This is a genomic window from Bacillus sp. AFS018417, assembly GCF_002560985.1.
Taxonomy (GTDB): Bacteria; Bacillota; Bacilli; order Bacillales; family Bacillaceae_G; genus Bacillus_A; species Bacillus_A rhizoplanae.
Genome location: NZ_NTTM01000005.1, coordinates 33919 through 49195, shown reverse-complemented (window position 1 = coordinate 49195; position 15277 = coordinate 33919). Strand labels below are relative to the sequence as shown.

Genomic DNA, 15277 nt, shown 5'->3' with positions numbered 1-15277 from the left:
AATGTACGCTAGATTCGTTGGACTTGCAGTTTCAGTTTCTACTAATTTAACAGTAGAGTATGCATATTGTGTAAAATATGGATTTGCTTTTCACCAAAAACAAGAGCATCAAGCTGTACATGCGAGAACCATTCTATAAAAATCATATATAAAAAGGAAATTTAGATGATTTCGCCGAATTTATTTATCATTGTATATTTTGAAGTTACTTGATGTTTACCGCGAAATGAACATAAACTACGTTAAAACTTGGTATAATATGCCAAAAGGAAAATTATGGAATTACCCTATATAAGGAAGGCTGATATGACTATGAGAAAGTACTATCATTTTCTATCGTTCATTTGCCTTTTGTCCCTGGCAGACTGTGGGGAAACGGATTCACATGATTATAAAAACATGGAGAAACGGCAAGAAAACAAGGGGGAAGAAGTAATGACTTCAGCTATATATATCGATCCAAAAATTGATATGAATAGTAAAAAGACGATTTCAATTATTATTCAATTTAAAACAAAACCGGCAAAAGTCGCTGTCGCCTTGGCAGAGGTGAACGGTGTTTCTTTAACATTAGAAGAGGCCAAACAGAACGTAGAGGATAGTCATGCACGATTTCAAAAGGATGTAAAAAGATTTTTAGATCAGAAGCAAATTCCCTATTCCATTACTCATACCTATAAATCTGCGTTTAACGGAGTTGCCATGGAGTTGCCAGCGAATGAGATTATAACATTGTTACAATCCACAGAAATCAATGCCATTTATACAAATCAGGAATACCATCTAGATCCACCACCTCAACCAACTTATCTTGATTAGAGTTTTATTCAATGGAGCGCGTAGTTCGCCCTTCGTCAACCATTGAACCTCTCCCACCTATCGCTGATATTATCCAGTTCTGTTCCCGTAAAAAGAAACACCTCTGTATATTCGTACTAATAAAATACGATATAAGAGGTATTTTTTCATGTCCTATATGGTTCACTTCAATAGTGAGGCCGGTCTTTTTATATTTTTTATCATTGCTGCAATACAGTTACTGTTTTCGGATTTGTTGTTACTTTAAAGCCGTAAATTTTATATAAAAATGAATCTTAAGTTGATGGATATGAGGTTGGATCCCCATACTGCTTCAAGTATAAGTAATACCCCAGAACGCAAAGCTTTTGCACCAAAATTCGTTAGCCTGTATAGAGAATGACTTAATACTACACCCCAACATGCCTTACTTTGAATAACTGATTTGATTTAATAACTTGTCTAACTCTTGACTACATTGAATGGTTTTGGAATGAAGAAACCCATACCGCTTATAAATATCAAATAATTCATTTCTCTTTTTCTCTATCTCTTGTGTTACTTGTTGTAATAAAGTAGCCATCCCTATAACCCTCCATTCGAATAACTCTCCAGTAAGAATTTTATCTTGATGTGACTGCCGAAATTAGCTGCCCCGTTGTTATCTTTTGCACCTGTTACAGTATAATCAGCAATAAGGTGAACGTCCTTGACTTTTAAAGTAATTTTATTTATTAATTGAAAGCCGCGCTTGATTTTGTCAACACTCATGACAACTGGCGGGTCAACGCTCAAATCTAGAGTAACATCTGCAACCCCTTTTCTCTGCTTATTCCTACAGAATAGAGATATAAAGGGTAAAAAACCGGCAACGTCATAATGAAGCGTCACCGATTCTTAGTTATCATATAGATTATCTATGATTTATCTATAGTTTGCACATGAGATGTTATAACGTACCAGTTGCTGTACCTGTTTATTTTTTTGGTTCAAGAACAATCAAACGAAGGAAGTACTCTAAGCCTTTTTTGCCGATTGTTTCTTTTGGCTTCACCGTTTCAGGAACGCCCACTTCTTTTTGTAAGAAGTTTTTCTCAATCATCTGTTTTGATCATTACATTACTCGTATAAAGCACCATCGTCTTTTTGTTTCGCTTTAACAGATAGCTTAGCAGAGTATGTTACACCTTGATAATCATTCGGTGCTGACTCATCAAGCTTTACGCCAAATGAAATATCAATGTATTCATCTGTTTCTAAATTCCAGAATTCGTTGTCTTTCCCTGATTCTGCACCATCACCCAAAAGAATTTCTTTTTCGCCAACAGCTGCAGCAGCAGCAAAGCCAGCTGCTTTAGGAGCATTCAAGAAACCAGTTACTATTTCTACACCTTCTGGAAGTTTAGCTGAAGCTAGAGAAGGCTGTACTTCATTCGTAGTTCCTTCGAATAATTCTTCTAGTTTCATTTGTGATTCTTTTAATACGTCTTGCGTTGGTTTCACTTTGTATTTAATTGCAACATAACCCACTTTGTACGTATCTAATGAAAGAGGTTTATCTAATGATTCCTTCAGTTTTGCTTGTAAGAATGTATCAGCTGTCCCTGTGTTATCAATAGTTAGCCAATCTCCAAATACTAGTTGTGATGGTGCAAAATTTCCAGCTGCAACAAGGTTCCCCTTCATATCTTCACCATTATTAAGCTGCACAATTGTATTTGTGATTTTACCTTTAACAGTTGTTTCAGAAGTAAACCAAGAATACGTTCCATAGCTTGCTGCAACTGCAATTGCACCAGCAAGTGTTGTGCCTAATAACGCTTTCTTTGCTTTAGCGATTTTCATAAAATAATTCCTCCAACTTAAAATAGTTTTTATTTGTATACAATTTCTTCATTCGTATGCTGTTTTTCTTTTCGGGAAAGACGTTCAAAAACCGTTAGACAGATGTAGCCTGTGAGAGGAATGGTGATGAACAGCAAAAACCCGATCGGACTGCTTGCAAAATTTGATACATATCCGAGTTTAGGTATTGCAGCTACTTGTTTTCCAACGAAATGATCCTTCGTGACAATCATAGAATCCTCAACATTGTTGTTGTCACCTTTTGTCACCAAACCAGCTTGTCCATCTTGTTCTTTAACATCTATTACTCTATGTGTAATGAATTTTCTATCTGATTCTTTAAAGGTTATAACATCATTCACTTTTATATCTTCGAATTCTACTTTTTTAATAAATACAAGATCTCCCGATTGAAGATGCGGCTGCATACTATTAGAAAGAACCGTTAATGGTGTGTATCCAAAAAAACGCGGTAAGCTGCCGGGATTTTTACTAGATTGATACACCGTAACACCGATATAGACAGTTAATAGAAAAAAAATAAGTAAAATAATATTTGAAAGCCATTTTATTGTTTTTCTTTTCATAATTTGGCTCCTAACATCATTATTTTTGTGTTGTTTTCTCATTGTTATTGATGTTGGAAGATTAATATAATTCCGTAAATTTACTATCACTTAATTGCCCCCTACCACTTTCAATCAAGAAATGTTTCTCGAACACAGTAGTAGGGGAATGAATTAGTTTACAATTCGATGAATAAAGTGCATTCTATTTACTGAATTCCCAACTCTTTCAAAATACTTTCTAATGTCTTACCATCATGCGTTTCTTTTGCAGCTGGTGGATTTTCAGCATATTTGTTTTGCAATAAGTAATTCTCTTTAACAAAGCCGATGTCTTTCGCATCAACAATACCATCAAAATTAATATCCGCCGCACGGTTGCTCGTCTGCCAAGCTTTTTGAATTTCAATCGCGTCTAAAACATCAATGACGTTATCTTGGTTGACATCACCAGCTTTAATATCAATATAATATGGGTCGATATAAAGCTTTTGACCAAAAAGTTCTCCCTTATATTCAAACCCAATCGGTTGTTTGCTGTGAACCTCAAAGTGACCAGGTACTTTAATATCTAAAGTATATGGATCCTTGCTTAATGGAAGCTTTCCTACTCCGTAATATCCCTCTTCGTTGATTGAAGAAGTAGCGTCAAAAGTAAATCCGCTTGAACCCGTGAGCTTTAGCGATGCCCCAACCTTTGTCCAATCTTTTTTATCAATAGTAGAGCTATACGGACTAGTGCGGAATGCGTCCGGCAATACTCGGCCAGAAGCGGCATTGAATTGCGGCAGAATTTCAAAATTGTAACCGGCGTTAAGTAGTTTGCTAGTTTGATTTTGACTATTTATTACAGTAGCCGTTGGATTGATGCTAGCATCTAAAGTGAAGATTTCATCCCTTATCTTTAATGTAACATCCACAACTGCCGTATGATCAAATGTCAAATTGGAATCGTTAAAGACAACCTTTACCTCGTCTCCATTCACTGTTATGGTTGCTTTGTCTGAAACTCCATTCGCAAGTTTGGCATCGACTAAATCCATTGCATTGCCATATTGCTCTTTCAAGTTCCAAACCACTTCTTTCGCATCGCTTACATTATCCAAGAATAATTGGCCTTTAATCGTTTCACCTGTTTTTACTTTTTTGATATCGCTTTTTGCATACGTAACAGGTGTCCCTTCTTTGACAAAGAAATATTCTTTTGTTAGTGGTAAATTACCGGCAAAATCAAATCCATCTAATGTATATCTCAGTGCTGGAACGCCTTCATCCAGGGCAACTACACCTGCCCATTTTCCGTCCTTATTCATAGAAATCGGATAGAGAGGTTTCTTAGGGTCCCAATTAGGAAGCACCTCATTCGAGGATTGGTCGATTTCTATTCCTACTTTCTGCATTTCTTCCACGAGAGGATCGGTAATTTGAATATTGAATGGATACGTTTGTTGACCTGGTTTGTATTCAATGAACGGAGACGGTCCATCTAATGAACTTGTAAATGTAGGATCTTCAACATCAATGAAAACATCCTTCACTTCTTTCGTCACTTTTCCAGCTTGATTTACAGCCGTAATAGTCAACTTATAGTGGCCAGGTTTTGCATAACTCTTTTCTTTTGCAATAGGCTGTTTAGGGTCCCCTGTAAATGCATAGTACGTCCCAGTAAAGACTGATAGGAGAAATTCTGTATCCTTTGGAAGAGAACTTGCTTCCTCCAACGTTCCGACAAAACCTAAATCTTTTCCTGTTTCTCCATCTTGCAGGGTTATATCCATTGTTTTCAAGGGTTCGTGTGTCATAAATTTGGCATAAGCAAGATAATTATAGTTAGGCGGACGTTTGCTTGGATCTTGCTTTAAATATTTCGGTAAAAAGGAAGGCGCAACGATATCTAAAGAATAGCCTGCATCATTCACAATTATGAGATTAAATGGAATGCGATACTTATCGGATGAATCCGCTTTATTCGTCAGTACGATAAACCCTTCGTATAGACCCGGTTTTGCCGTCTTTGGCACTGTCAAAAATACATTTTGTTTTACTTCTTTGTTGGCGTTTACTGTAATGCTTTTGCTGGTGCTAACGACAATACCATTTTTACTCAGGCTGTTCGTCGTACCTTCCGCTACATTTTCTTCTACAGAAACAGTGAAATTTTTGGTGATGTCACTGTTGTTTGTGAAGCTTATGTTTTTATTCGCACGAATATTGCCGATTTCCGAACGTTTGTAAAGGCCAAAGCTTATATCACCGGATGGATTTTTAACCGTCATGAAATCTTCGCCATCTGGTATGCGGGTGTCCTCGGTCACTTGCATTTTCATTTGACCATGAATGGCTTGATAAGGGTCTACACGACCTGCTCCCACTTCAAACAAACTATACTTGTCCTTTAACGGATCTGCCGTATTCATAAGTATTGTTTTAATATCATCTGGATCAAGCTTCGGATTCGCCTGTAATAATAATGCGGCAATTCCGGTCGTGTGTGGGGCAGCCATCGATGTTCCGGAAAGACGCTCATAGGCATATTTATAGTCTTCTTGATTTTTAGGGTTCGTAATATAAGAAGGGACTGTAGAAAGCACGCTCACCCCAGGAGCAACGACCTCTGGTTTCATATCATAAGTACGATTGGTTGGCCCTCTTGAACTGAAGTCAGCTAATTTATCTCCTTCGGTTACGATATCTTTCAAGTTGGAGAACGTAAAGGTCTTGTTTCCTTCAGCTATTTTCGCTTTTAATTGCTCTCCAGCCCCTTTTGTCATAGAGAAAGCCGGAACAAATTCAGTCGATTCCCCTAGATTAAGGCCTATCTGTCCATCAACATTGTTATACATAATAACAGCGGCTGCCCCATGTTCTTTTGCAAATTTGATTTTGTCATTGAGGGCAAAGTTCCCGCGTTGAACGAAAGCGATTTTCCCTTTAACATCTTTGTCTGCATAATCTCCTTGTGAACCTAAGCCTACATCGACAAGCTCAAGTGATTGCCCATTTAATGTGGAGAAATTATCTGCATAGCTCCTTCCCATGCTGATGAGCTCAGTGGACCAGTTTCCTGAAATGCTTCCTGTAAATGAAGTTAGCTTAACTGGAACATCACTTGCTCCGACAGTAAGTGCCAGTGCCGCTGTTCCAGGAGATCCTATTGTTTTGAAATCTGGACCAGAATTCCCTGCAGAAATAACAGCCGTTACACCATTTAACACAGCATAATTAATTGCAGTACTTATTGGATTATACGGATCGTTATCAGGTGCCCCTAATGAAAGGTTCATGACATCCATTCCGTCTGTCACTGTTTTTTCAATCCCTCCAACAACCGCTGCAAATGTTCCATTTCCATATGGTCCTAAAACACGGTATACATAAAGGTCAGCATCTGGTGCGATACCCTCTACAGACACTTCACTGTCATTTTTGTGCTGCCCTGCAATCGTTCCAGAGACATGTGTACCATGTGATGTGTAATAGGGACTTCCAAGTTGATACTCAGGCGCGCCTGATTTCTGCCAATCAACATACGTTGCTTCCATTGGGTCATTATCATTATCTACAAAATCATAACCACCTTTGTATGCATCCTTTAAATCAGGGTGATTATAGTCAATCCCAGTATCAAGAACAGCTACTTTTACGCCTTTTCCAGTAATGCCTTCCTTATGTAACTTGTCAATCTTTAAATAAGGAATACTCTCAACAGAAGTTGTGATTTTTCGATCAACATCTGTTGGAAGATCTTGCTTAATAGGATCAACCGTAACGGTCTGGTTTTTGTAGACAGCTTGGACAACATCAGATTCCAATAGGAGTTTTACTTGATCGGCTGGCAATTTCATCGATACGCCGTTATAGGCTTCTTTGAATGTCTGGGTGATGGAGCTAGAAGTGTTTTTTGTTTTAGAGTTCTCTTGAGGCAAGTATTTTTTGATGTCTTCTTTAAACGTTTTATGTTCTTTCTCTACTTTCGCAGCAGCGTCTTCATGTTTTAATGTTTTGCCTTTTGCAGCTGCATCTAATACAGCTACTTTACTAGGCTCCGATTTGAATTGGACAATGACGGATATATCTTCTTTCGACGCTAACTCCGCCTCACTGAATCCTTGCAGGCCTGTAGGCTTGTTCACTTGCAATTGATTCAATGCTTTACGTTGTTCCTTTGTCAAAGATGACAGAATGTCCTCTGTCTTAAGTTCTTGTGCTATTGCTTCAGTGGAAAGTACCGAATGAATAGGTGAGATTATTAAGCCCGCTGCAAACGCCATAGTAGCTGCTTTCTTAATGAATGAATGAATTTCCATAAGACCCCTTCTTTCCAATTTTGATAAACTTTTCAGAATACTGGTAATCAACTACCCATTTCTAAAAATTCTGAATATTAAACGTAAACCTACTTCTCCTCCTAAAAATTTATTTTCATGTATGAGATATACATAAAACACAGTGTAATTTTATTCTTTATAAAGAATAAATTATTAAACTTCAACATATCTTATCTTTTAGAAACCTATTACTTCTTCATCTCAATCATGATGGCCTTATACTTATTCAAGATAATAGGGGTATAAACTATCAATGTGCTTATAGTAAGATTAATCAATTTTAAATATTCTGTAAATTGGGGTAATAGAAATTAAGAATCTTAATATTCAGCAATAACCCTTCGCGAAAAATTTTGACCCTAATGTGTAAGATTTTCAGGTTCTGGTGCAAGAACTTCAAAACACTTGCAATGAATCTTTAAATCTTGGACATACTGATACTATTACTCTAAAAAAGGGGCATGATCAGTATGGAAAACCAAAATTTGTTCAAATGTAAACATTATCAACCTGATATTATTTTATTAACGGTGAGATGGTATCTACGGTACACACTTAGGTTTCGTGATTTGGTGGAAATGAGAGAGAAACGGGGCTTATCCATAGCTCACACAACCATTATGCGCTAGGCTCATCAGTATGGTCCTGAATTGGATAAACGAATCCGTCGTCATCTTAAGCCAATCAATGACTTATGGAGAGTTGACGAAACGTATATCAAAGTAAAAGGTCAATGGATGTATTTATATCGTGCTGTTGATTCAGAAGGGAATACCATTGATTTTTATCTTAGTGAATGGAAAAAATCCGAAAGTATGCAAATTGCGAATAAAAAATTGCATATTTTCGGATTTTTAATTTTATTCTTTATTGTGGTGAAGCACCCTTCAGTTTTCCAAAGGGCTAAAAAATCTAATCAAAAACTTCCCTATTTTTAAATTTACGACATCTTCCTTAGGACAGACAAAACGATGACTACTGGAGCATCTTCTTCAATTCATTAATTTCTCTCTGATACTTTGTAAAACCTGTATTCCCATAGGAGTGATCATTGTACCTTGCTTCTTGACACCTACCGCGACACATCCACACCGTTTGAGAATCGATAGCTTATTGCGAATTTGAGCTTCGGATAAGGGACGGGAGAGCAATGAGCGTAAAACAGTTCGTCCCACCCGCTCCTGCCGTTTACTGATATTCCACAGAATCGTCAATATATCCTCATAATCCATCAGGGAACCGTGGCGTGACAAGAATTGAAGGATGTCCTCTCTTTCCACTGTTTCCCCTCCGGCTGTTGGACCGTGAGGGGTTGACAAGATGACGCTGCTATTCAATATACGTTCAGGAATATGTTGTAATTCTACTGTATCTCCTTCTACGATTACCTTCAGATACTTTATGAAATTTTCCAACTCCCGAATATTACCTGGCCAGCTGTAGTTTAAAAGAACATTTTTCACTTCAGGTGTAAATCGTAGCTTTCTCCCATTATTATGAAGGAAATAGTCAATGAGGATAAAAAGATCCTCTTGCCGTTCCCTAAGATTTGGGATATTTAATGGCAAAACGTTGAGTCTATAGTACAAATCTTCCCGAAAAGCACCCTTCGACACCATACTATTCAGGTTTCGGTTTGTGGCAGCGATCACCCTGACATTGATGGGAATTACGCGATTTCCTCCTACCCGCATCACCTGCCGCTCTTGAAGCACACGCAGCAAGGCTGCCTGAATACTGAGAGGAGCATCCCCAATCTCATCTAGAAAAATGGTTCCATTATGGGCCAATTCGAATAGACCCATTTTCCCTCCTTTTTTAGCTCCTGTGAAAGAGCCCTCTTCGTATCCAAACAATTCACTTTCTGCCAAACTTTCTGTAAGGCCGGCAAAATTGACCGGGACGAATGGGCCATCCCGCCGGGTGGAATACCTATGAATCGCTTGGGCAAATACTTCCTTACCCGTACCGTTTTCTCCTGTGATCAATACGGTAAAATCACTTTCTGCCAGTCTGACAGCAACCTGTTTTGCAGAGGTGATGGACCCGCTTACACCGATAATATTTTCGAAAGAATATTTTGTCGTTAATCCCAGACGGCTGCTATTTTTGCGGATTTCCTGTTCATTTCGTTGAACAATCGTGACGTCTTGAAACGTAACAACGACGCCCATCAAATGCCCGTCCAGCACCATGGGAACTTTGGTAACCAAAAGAACCTTGTTCCGTATCTCCAATAATTGATTGGACTCCTCCGCGTGGGACTGAAAAATCTGATTTAGGTTAAACTCAGGGATTACATCCCAGCACGTCTTTCCAAGGCAATTCTCTGCAGACAGGCCGAGGATTTTCTCTGCTTCTTCATTAAAAACCGTAATGTGTCCCCATTCATCCATACTGATAATCCCTTCATGAACAGCATTAAATACGGATTCCAGCTTTTGATTTAACCGCTTCTCGTTGTTTACAGAATTGGCTAAATTTCTTCCAAGGCGGACAAAATCACGGAAAAACTCCGCTGTATAGAAATGCGCATTTTCTATAGGAAGATTCAATTGTTGAGCAATATCATAAATCGTTGTCAAATCAATCGGGCGTATGCCCAAATCAATCACTTTACCAATCGTCTCCGGGACAAGTTCTTTTAATCCATGAGTAACTGCCACATCGATACCCTCAAGTACAGGCTGAATTTCCGCTGGCTGTGCAACATATGGAATAAAGTGCAAATGATCAAACCCCAGGCGATTCAAAAGCTCAATGGCATCTACAATCGTGTCCATACTGTTCGAGACAAATAGACATTGGGTTCCCGGAGCTAAATCCATCAGTTGTTCGAGCTTTGGCCAATAAACGGTTCTTCTGGCAAACAGTGCCCGCTCATGGAGTAGTTTCGGTAAACGATCCACTATACTTTCGGCGGAAACTAGAATCAGATCACACTCATCCACTAATTGGCTATCCAGCTCTCCGTGCTCATGAACGGTATAAATCTGAATATTGGTACCGAAAAACATTCTCAGGTTAGTCTCAAAGGTTTGTGCTAGCTTTTCCCCTCTTGTTAGTAGTAAAATACTTGGTCTCCCCATTTTTCTCTCCTCTTAAAACCCCTTTTTCAAATAATAATAACCTAAAAACAAACGTAAAACGATACAAATTTCTAGGATATAGAGGGGTAGGAAATAATGAAACCTAGAGTGTTCATAATTACAGTTGTAGCCGTAATTATATTCCTTTATTTTGTTCAGCTTAATAAGGCGATTGCAAAGGAGCAACAGAAGAATAATCATCTTCAAGAGGAAATTGTCAGTTTTCAGAAACAATCGGAAATCTGTTTTTATGAACCTTGTTTATAATATAATAATGGTTATATTTTAGGTTATCCAATAACCGATAAAACAACCTAAAAACCGACTGAAAATCAGCATTTAATAGAGTATTTGTAGTAATTAAAATTGGCATAATTATTGCATAATAAAAAATATAACTTCTGAAGTTTATAACACAATGAAATGGGTGGATGGCCTATTGAGGAACCAATCAAAATAACGGGGTCAAAACTCCAAAGGAAAGAGGAGCAAGATAAAAAAAATTTTCGGAATTGGGGGATACTTCATGCAATCCATTAGGAAAGAGACAGCAGTTGAAAAGACAGCCGCTCAGGAGAAAATAGAGAAAAAAAGAAAATTCCTACAGCCTGACGCTTATGTTCTATTATTTTTTGTTGCATTGATCTGCGCTATTGCGACATACATTTTACCGGCAGGTAAATTTGAAAAGATAAAAAAGGGAGCTGTTTCCATAACGATACCTGGAAGTTATCACCCTGTTGCTTCAAATCCCACTGGTTTCGTAGACTTCTTTACTACGATCCAAAACGGAATGGTAAAAGGCGCACCGCTTATTTTCCTTATCCTATTTACAAGCGGAGCCTTAGCTGTCATTGAAAAATCGGGTGCGATCGATGCGTTTCTTAAGTCCACCCTTACTCGATTCAGGGATCGCTTGCTGCTTTTAATTATCCCTGTAGGATTCCTATTGTCTGCTTTAGGAACGACTGGAATTGTGGTCAATTCGGTAATCGCTTTCATTCCATTAGGATTATTTATCGCGCGTGGATTGAAATTGGATGCTATGTTCGGCGTTGCTCTTATCTATCTAGGAACCTATGCTGGTTGGAACGTACCTGTTTTTGCTCCTCAAACGCTTGGATTATCTCAGCGTATTGCCCAACTTCCACTTTTCTCGGGAATAGGCTACCGGATCATTATCTACCTAGCATTTCTGGCCGCTACTCTTATATATATATATTTGTATGCACGCAAAATTCAAAAAAATCCAACTAAAAGCATACTCGGCCCAGAAGCGTTCACTTCTAAGATTGCAGAGGAAGGTGATGAAGTAGAGACTACGGTAACAGTTTCCTTGCAGCAAAAGCTAATTTTATCGTTTGCGGGATTATCCTTGCTAGGTTTTATGATTTTCTCTCAGATATTTAAATGGACAGAAAATGAAATGGCCGGTCTTTTCATTTTTATTGCCATCGGCGCCGGTTTAATCGCGCGAATGAGTGCAAATGACATTGCATTCACATTTATTCAAGGCTGTAAACAAATGGTCTATGGAGCTCTCATTGTGGGGATGGCCAGAGCAGTGGGTTTAATCCTTGAGGATGCAAAGATATTAGATACCATCGTCAATGAATTGGCCAAGCTCCTTGAACCGTTATCTCCGATTGCCGGTTCGATTGGAATGTTTATTGGAAGTGCGGCTCTGCACTTTTTGATTTCTTCCGGTTCCGGGGAGTCTACTGTGTTGATGCCGATTCTTGTCCCTTTGGCAGATTTACTGCATATTACACGTCAAGTAGCTGTCCAGGCGGTTATATTTGGGGAAGGAGTAGTGAACACCATCAATCCGACATCCGGTGTGATGATGGGGGTACTAGCAATGAGCGGCATCTCCTATGGAAAATGGCTGAAGTTCATGCTTCCATTAACAGCAGTTTGGTTTGTTCTCTCATGTATTTTCATCATTATCGGTATGATGATCAACTGGGGACCTTTCTAAGAGATTGACCATTAATAAAGGGGACTTCAAATATGGATAACGTACTAGAATACTTAAAGCAACACCAAGAAGAGATCATGGAGGACCTAAAAAAACTTGTGCTAGCTGAGTCGCCTTCGCGTTCGAAAGTACGGGTGGATCAATGTGGAGAAGTGATTCAACAGCTGTTTAAGAAGCATCTTGACATTGAGGCGGAAGTGATTCCTCAAGAGCATGCGGGGAATCACCTGCGGTTTAGTTATGGGAAAGGCGATGCCCAAATTTTAATCATATGCCATTTTGACACTGTCTGGGAGGTGGGAAGGCTTTCCTACCGAGTAGAAGGAAACAAGGCGTACGGGCCGGGCATCCTGGATATGAAAGGAGGAATTACCCAAGCTCTTTGGGCGCTGAAAGCTTGCCGTGAGTTGGGGATTTCCTTAAACAAGAAAATCGTTTTCTTTTGCACTAGCGATGAAGAGGTTGGAAGCAAAACGTCTAGGGCATTGATCGAACGGGAAGCTTTAAAGAGCAGGGCTGTTCTCGTTCCGGAGCCGGCAGCGGAACATACAGGTGCACTTAAAACAGTCCGAAAAGGAATTGGCAAGTTTTCGATCCAGATTACAGGAAAAGCAGCGCATGCAGGGCAGAATCATCAGGATGGAATCAGCGCGATACAGGAAATGGCTCATCAAATTTTATTCTTGCACTCACTTACCGATTATGAGTTAGATACAACTCTAAATGTCGGCGTGGTACAAGGCGGGAGCGCCGGAAATGTGGTAGCAGAACAAGCGGAACTGGCTGTGGATCTGCGAATCAGCAAGTTCGGTGAAGGGGAGCGTGTTTCGAAAATCATTTATGGGCTAAAGCCGCATCTAGAAGGGATATCCTTACAGGTTTCAGGTGGAGTTACCCGCCCGCCTATGGAAAGAACAGCTCAAAATGAAAAATTGTTTCATCTGGCAAAAACATGTTCATCTGAATTAGGGTTTCACTTGACTGAGGAATCAGTGGGTGGAGGCAGTGATGGGAATTTCACTTCCGCATTAGGCATTCCAACGCTAGATGGGTTAGGTCCAGTAGGAGAAGGTAACCATGCCGAAAATGAGCATATTGAAATCGACCAACTTCCCGTTAGGGCTGCCCTGATTGCCCACCTTCTTCGTAAGTTATAATTTTAATAAATAAAAATGGAAGTGCCGGTTTGGTACTTGCATTTTTTTCGCTGATTTTTATCTTAGTGAATCGAGGAATACCACAGCAGCTAAATGCTTTTTTAGAAAGCCTTGGCTGCTGTTCATATTTCAAAACTTCAGGTGATAACAGTTGATAAAAATCCAGCTTATTCAGTAGCTATTCAACAACTAAGAGATAAACAAAAGGTGGGTGTATAATGCACGAGGGGAAAATCATTAAGTTTCATCGTGAAAAAGCTGGATTAACGCAAGAACAACTCGTAAAAGGAATTTGTTCTGTTACTCATATTAGCAAAATCGAACGCGGGATTACCGAGTATTCTTCAGAAATTATAACACTTCTGTCCGAACGTCTTGGAATAGATATGAATCAGGAAATACATTCCTTCCGTAATATTGAAAGACAACTACATCGTTGGCATGATTTCATTATTATGGAGTGTTTTAAAAAGTCAGAAAAGATAAAAAATAAACTCGAAAAGAACAAATGGTTATATCTATCTGACTATCACTTACTCTATAAATTGCTACAAGCAAAATACTATCTCTTATATAAGAATGAAAAGAGTGCATACGAAATAGCAAGAGAGGTACAAATAAACTATAAAAAACTAACCTCCTATGAGCAGAATTTATTTAAACATATCATGGGAAAATGTTATTTATTAAAAAAAGACATTCCAAGTGCAATCAATACTTTAAAAACAATCGATGCTGGAGAATATAATAACCCTGAATATTACTATGATTTAGCTCTTGCCTATCATAAAATGAATTCTAAATTGATGGCATATTACTATGCTGAAAAAGCATTGCAGTTTTTCAAAGCAAGTAGCAATTTCCGAAAAATCATTGATGCAGAAATGCTTATGTTAATGCAAATAGAAGAAAATGAATACTTTGATTTCAAAGAAACGGTTGTACGATATGAAAATTTAATTCAAAATTGTGACTTATGCAACGTCCCATATAGAAAGGCTTCTCTCATACAGAACTTAGCACTCCAGTATTTTAAGAGAAAAGAATATAACAGAGCGAGTGAATTGTACAAGAAGGCGATAGATTTAAAAAGGGAGACTTTACCACAAAATTTAACTTCTTTATACGGCTATATTCAAAGTTGCTTTAAAGGAAATTTATTATCTAATAAGGAATTATTACGTCTTACTCATGAAGGCATGGCCAGTGCAACAAATGCTAATGATTTTTTATCTACCATACTTTTTACCCTTCTTGTTTATCTAATAGAAGACAAAGAAGATTATTATCATGAATATATAGAAACTTATGCTTTACCATTCTTTCAAGCAAATAATTATGTAAAGTTAGTGCAGCTATATGAACAAGAATTATTTAACTATTATTTTAAAACGGGGATGAGCGATAAAGCTTTAAAACTCTCCTACAATTTGATCAATAAAGAAATGAAATAAGAAAGATAAAGAAATGCCCCATCAGGAAACTTTCCTCTTGCTTGCATTAATGTCCCGTT

Annotated in this window: 13 protein-coding genes and 2 pseudogenes; 8 read left to right on the top strand and 7 right to left on the bottom strand. The window is 38.3% G+C overall.

Annotated features, from left to right (window positions below; genetic code table 11):
* Window position 1: 1 nt before the first annotated feature.
* Both CN326_RS24505 and CN326_RS03755 read left to right on the top strand, forming a co-directional pair.
* On the top strand, window positions 2-139 hold the full coding sequence (locus CN326_RS24505) for a hypothetical protein (RefSeq protein ID WP_176524528.1): 138 nt from the start codon (window positions 2-4) through the stop codon (window positions 137-139).
* A gap of 296 nt (window positions 140-435) precedes the next feature.
* Window positions 436-819, top strand: a complete 384-nt coding sequence (locus CN326_RS03755; protein ID WP_255258090.1) for a protease inhibitor I9 family protein — start codon at window positions 436-438, stop codon at window positions 817-819.
* Between the two features lie 406 nt (window positions 820-1225).
* Here CN326_RS03755 and CN326_RS03750 read toward each other — a convergent pair whose 3' ends face one another.
* From CN326_RS03750 to CN326_RS03730, 6 genes are all read right to left on the bottom strand, one after another.
* On the bottom strand, window positions 1226-1381 hold the full coding sequence (locus CN326_RS03750; RefSeq protein ID WP_098306362.1) for an aspartyl-phosphate phosphatase Spo0E family protein: 156 nt from the start codon (window positions 1379-1381) through the stop codon (window positions 1226-1228).
* A gap of 2 nt (window positions 1382-1383) precedes the next feature.
* The gene (locus tag CN326_RS25530) at window positions 1384-1689 is read right to left on the bottom strand and encodes a TasA family protein (RefSeq protein ID WP_483295626.1); all 306 of its coding nucleotides are present in this window, start codon (window positions 1687-1689) and stop codon (window positions 1384-1386) included.
* 85 nt (window positions 1690-1774) lie between these two features.
* Window positions 1775-1900 carry a hypothetical protein gene (locus CN326_RS24940; RefSeq protein ID WP_255258089.1) on the bottom strand — a complete coding sequence of 42 codons (126 nt, stop codon included), beginning with the start codon at window positions 1898-1900 and terminating at the stop codon, window positions 1775-1777.
* A 17-nt stretch (window positions 1901-1917) separates the two neighbouring features.
* Complete coding sequence (locus CN326_RS03740) at window positions 1918-2643, bottom strand: hypothetical protein (RefSeq protein WP_098306360.1); 726 nt, start codon at window positions 2641-2643, stop codon at window positions 1918-1920.
* Between the two features lie 29 nt (window positions 2644-2672).
* Complete coding sequence (locus CN326_RS03735; protein ID WP_176524527.1) at window positions 2673-3230, bottom strand: signal peptidase I; 558 nt, start codon at window positions 3228-3230, stop codon at window positions 2673-2675.
* Between the two features lie 188 nt (window positions 3231-3418).
* The gene (locus CN326_RS03730) at window positions 3419-7381 is read right to left on the bottom strand and encodes a S8 family serine peptidase (RefSeq protein WP_255258088.1); all 3963 of its coding nucleotides are present in this window, start codon (window positions 7379-7381) and stop codon (window positions 3419-3421) included.
* Window positions 7382-8007: 626 nt separating this feature from the next.
* Between CN326_RS03730 and CN326_RS03725 the strand changes: the two are divergent.
* Window positions 8008-8373 (top strand): annotated as a pseudogene (locus CN326_RS03725) (IS6 family transposase); the annotation flags it as partial.
* Between the two features lie 156 nt (window positions 8374-8529).
* Here the strand turns inward: CN326_RS03725 and CN326_RS03720 are convergent.
* Entirely contained in the window at window positions 8530-10626 is a 2097-nt protein-coding gene (locus CN326_RS03720; protein WP_098306354.1) for a sigma-54 interaction domain-containing protein, read from the bottom strand.
* A gap of 96 nt (window positions 10627-10722) precedes the next feature.
* Between CN326_RS03720 and CN326_RS24500 the strand changes: the two genes are divergently transcribed.
* The 5 genes and pseudogenes from CN326_RS24500 to CN326_RS03705 all read left to right on the top strand — a co-directional run bounded on the left by CN326_RS24500 (window position 10723) and on the right by CN326_RS03705 (window position 15218).
* Window positions 10723-10893 (top strand): hypothetical protein, encoded by a 171-nt coding sequence (locus CN326_RS24500; protein ID WP_176524526.1) that lies wholly within the window; start codon window positions 10723-10725, stop codon window positions 10891-10893.
* A 259-nt stretch (window positions 10894-11152) separates the two neighbouring features.
* Window positions 11153-12607, top strand: coding sequence for a YfcC family protein (locus CN326_RS03715; protein ID WP_098306352.1), 1455 nt, complete (start codon window positions 11153-11155; stop codon window positions 12605-12607).
* Between the two features lie 32 nt (window positions 12608-12639).
* A complete protein-coding gene (locus tag CN326_RS03710) occupies window positions 12640-13764 on the top strand; it encodes a M20 family metallopeptidase (protein WP_098306350.1) in 1125 nt (374 codons plus the stop codon).
* Between the two features lie 52 nt (window positions 13765-13816).
* Window positions 13817-13968 (top strand): annotated as a pseudogene (locus tag CN326_RS25525) (DDE-type integrase/transposase/recombinase); the annotation flags it as partial.
* A 14-nt stretch (window positions 13969-13982) separates the two neighbouring features.
* On the top strand, window positions 13983-15218 hold the full coding sequence (locus CN326_RS03705; protein ID WP_098306348.1) for a helix-turn-helix domain-containing protein: 1236 nt from the start codon (window positions 13983-13985) through the stop codon (window positions 15216-15218).
* Window positions 15219-15277 lie beyond the last annotated feature (59 nt).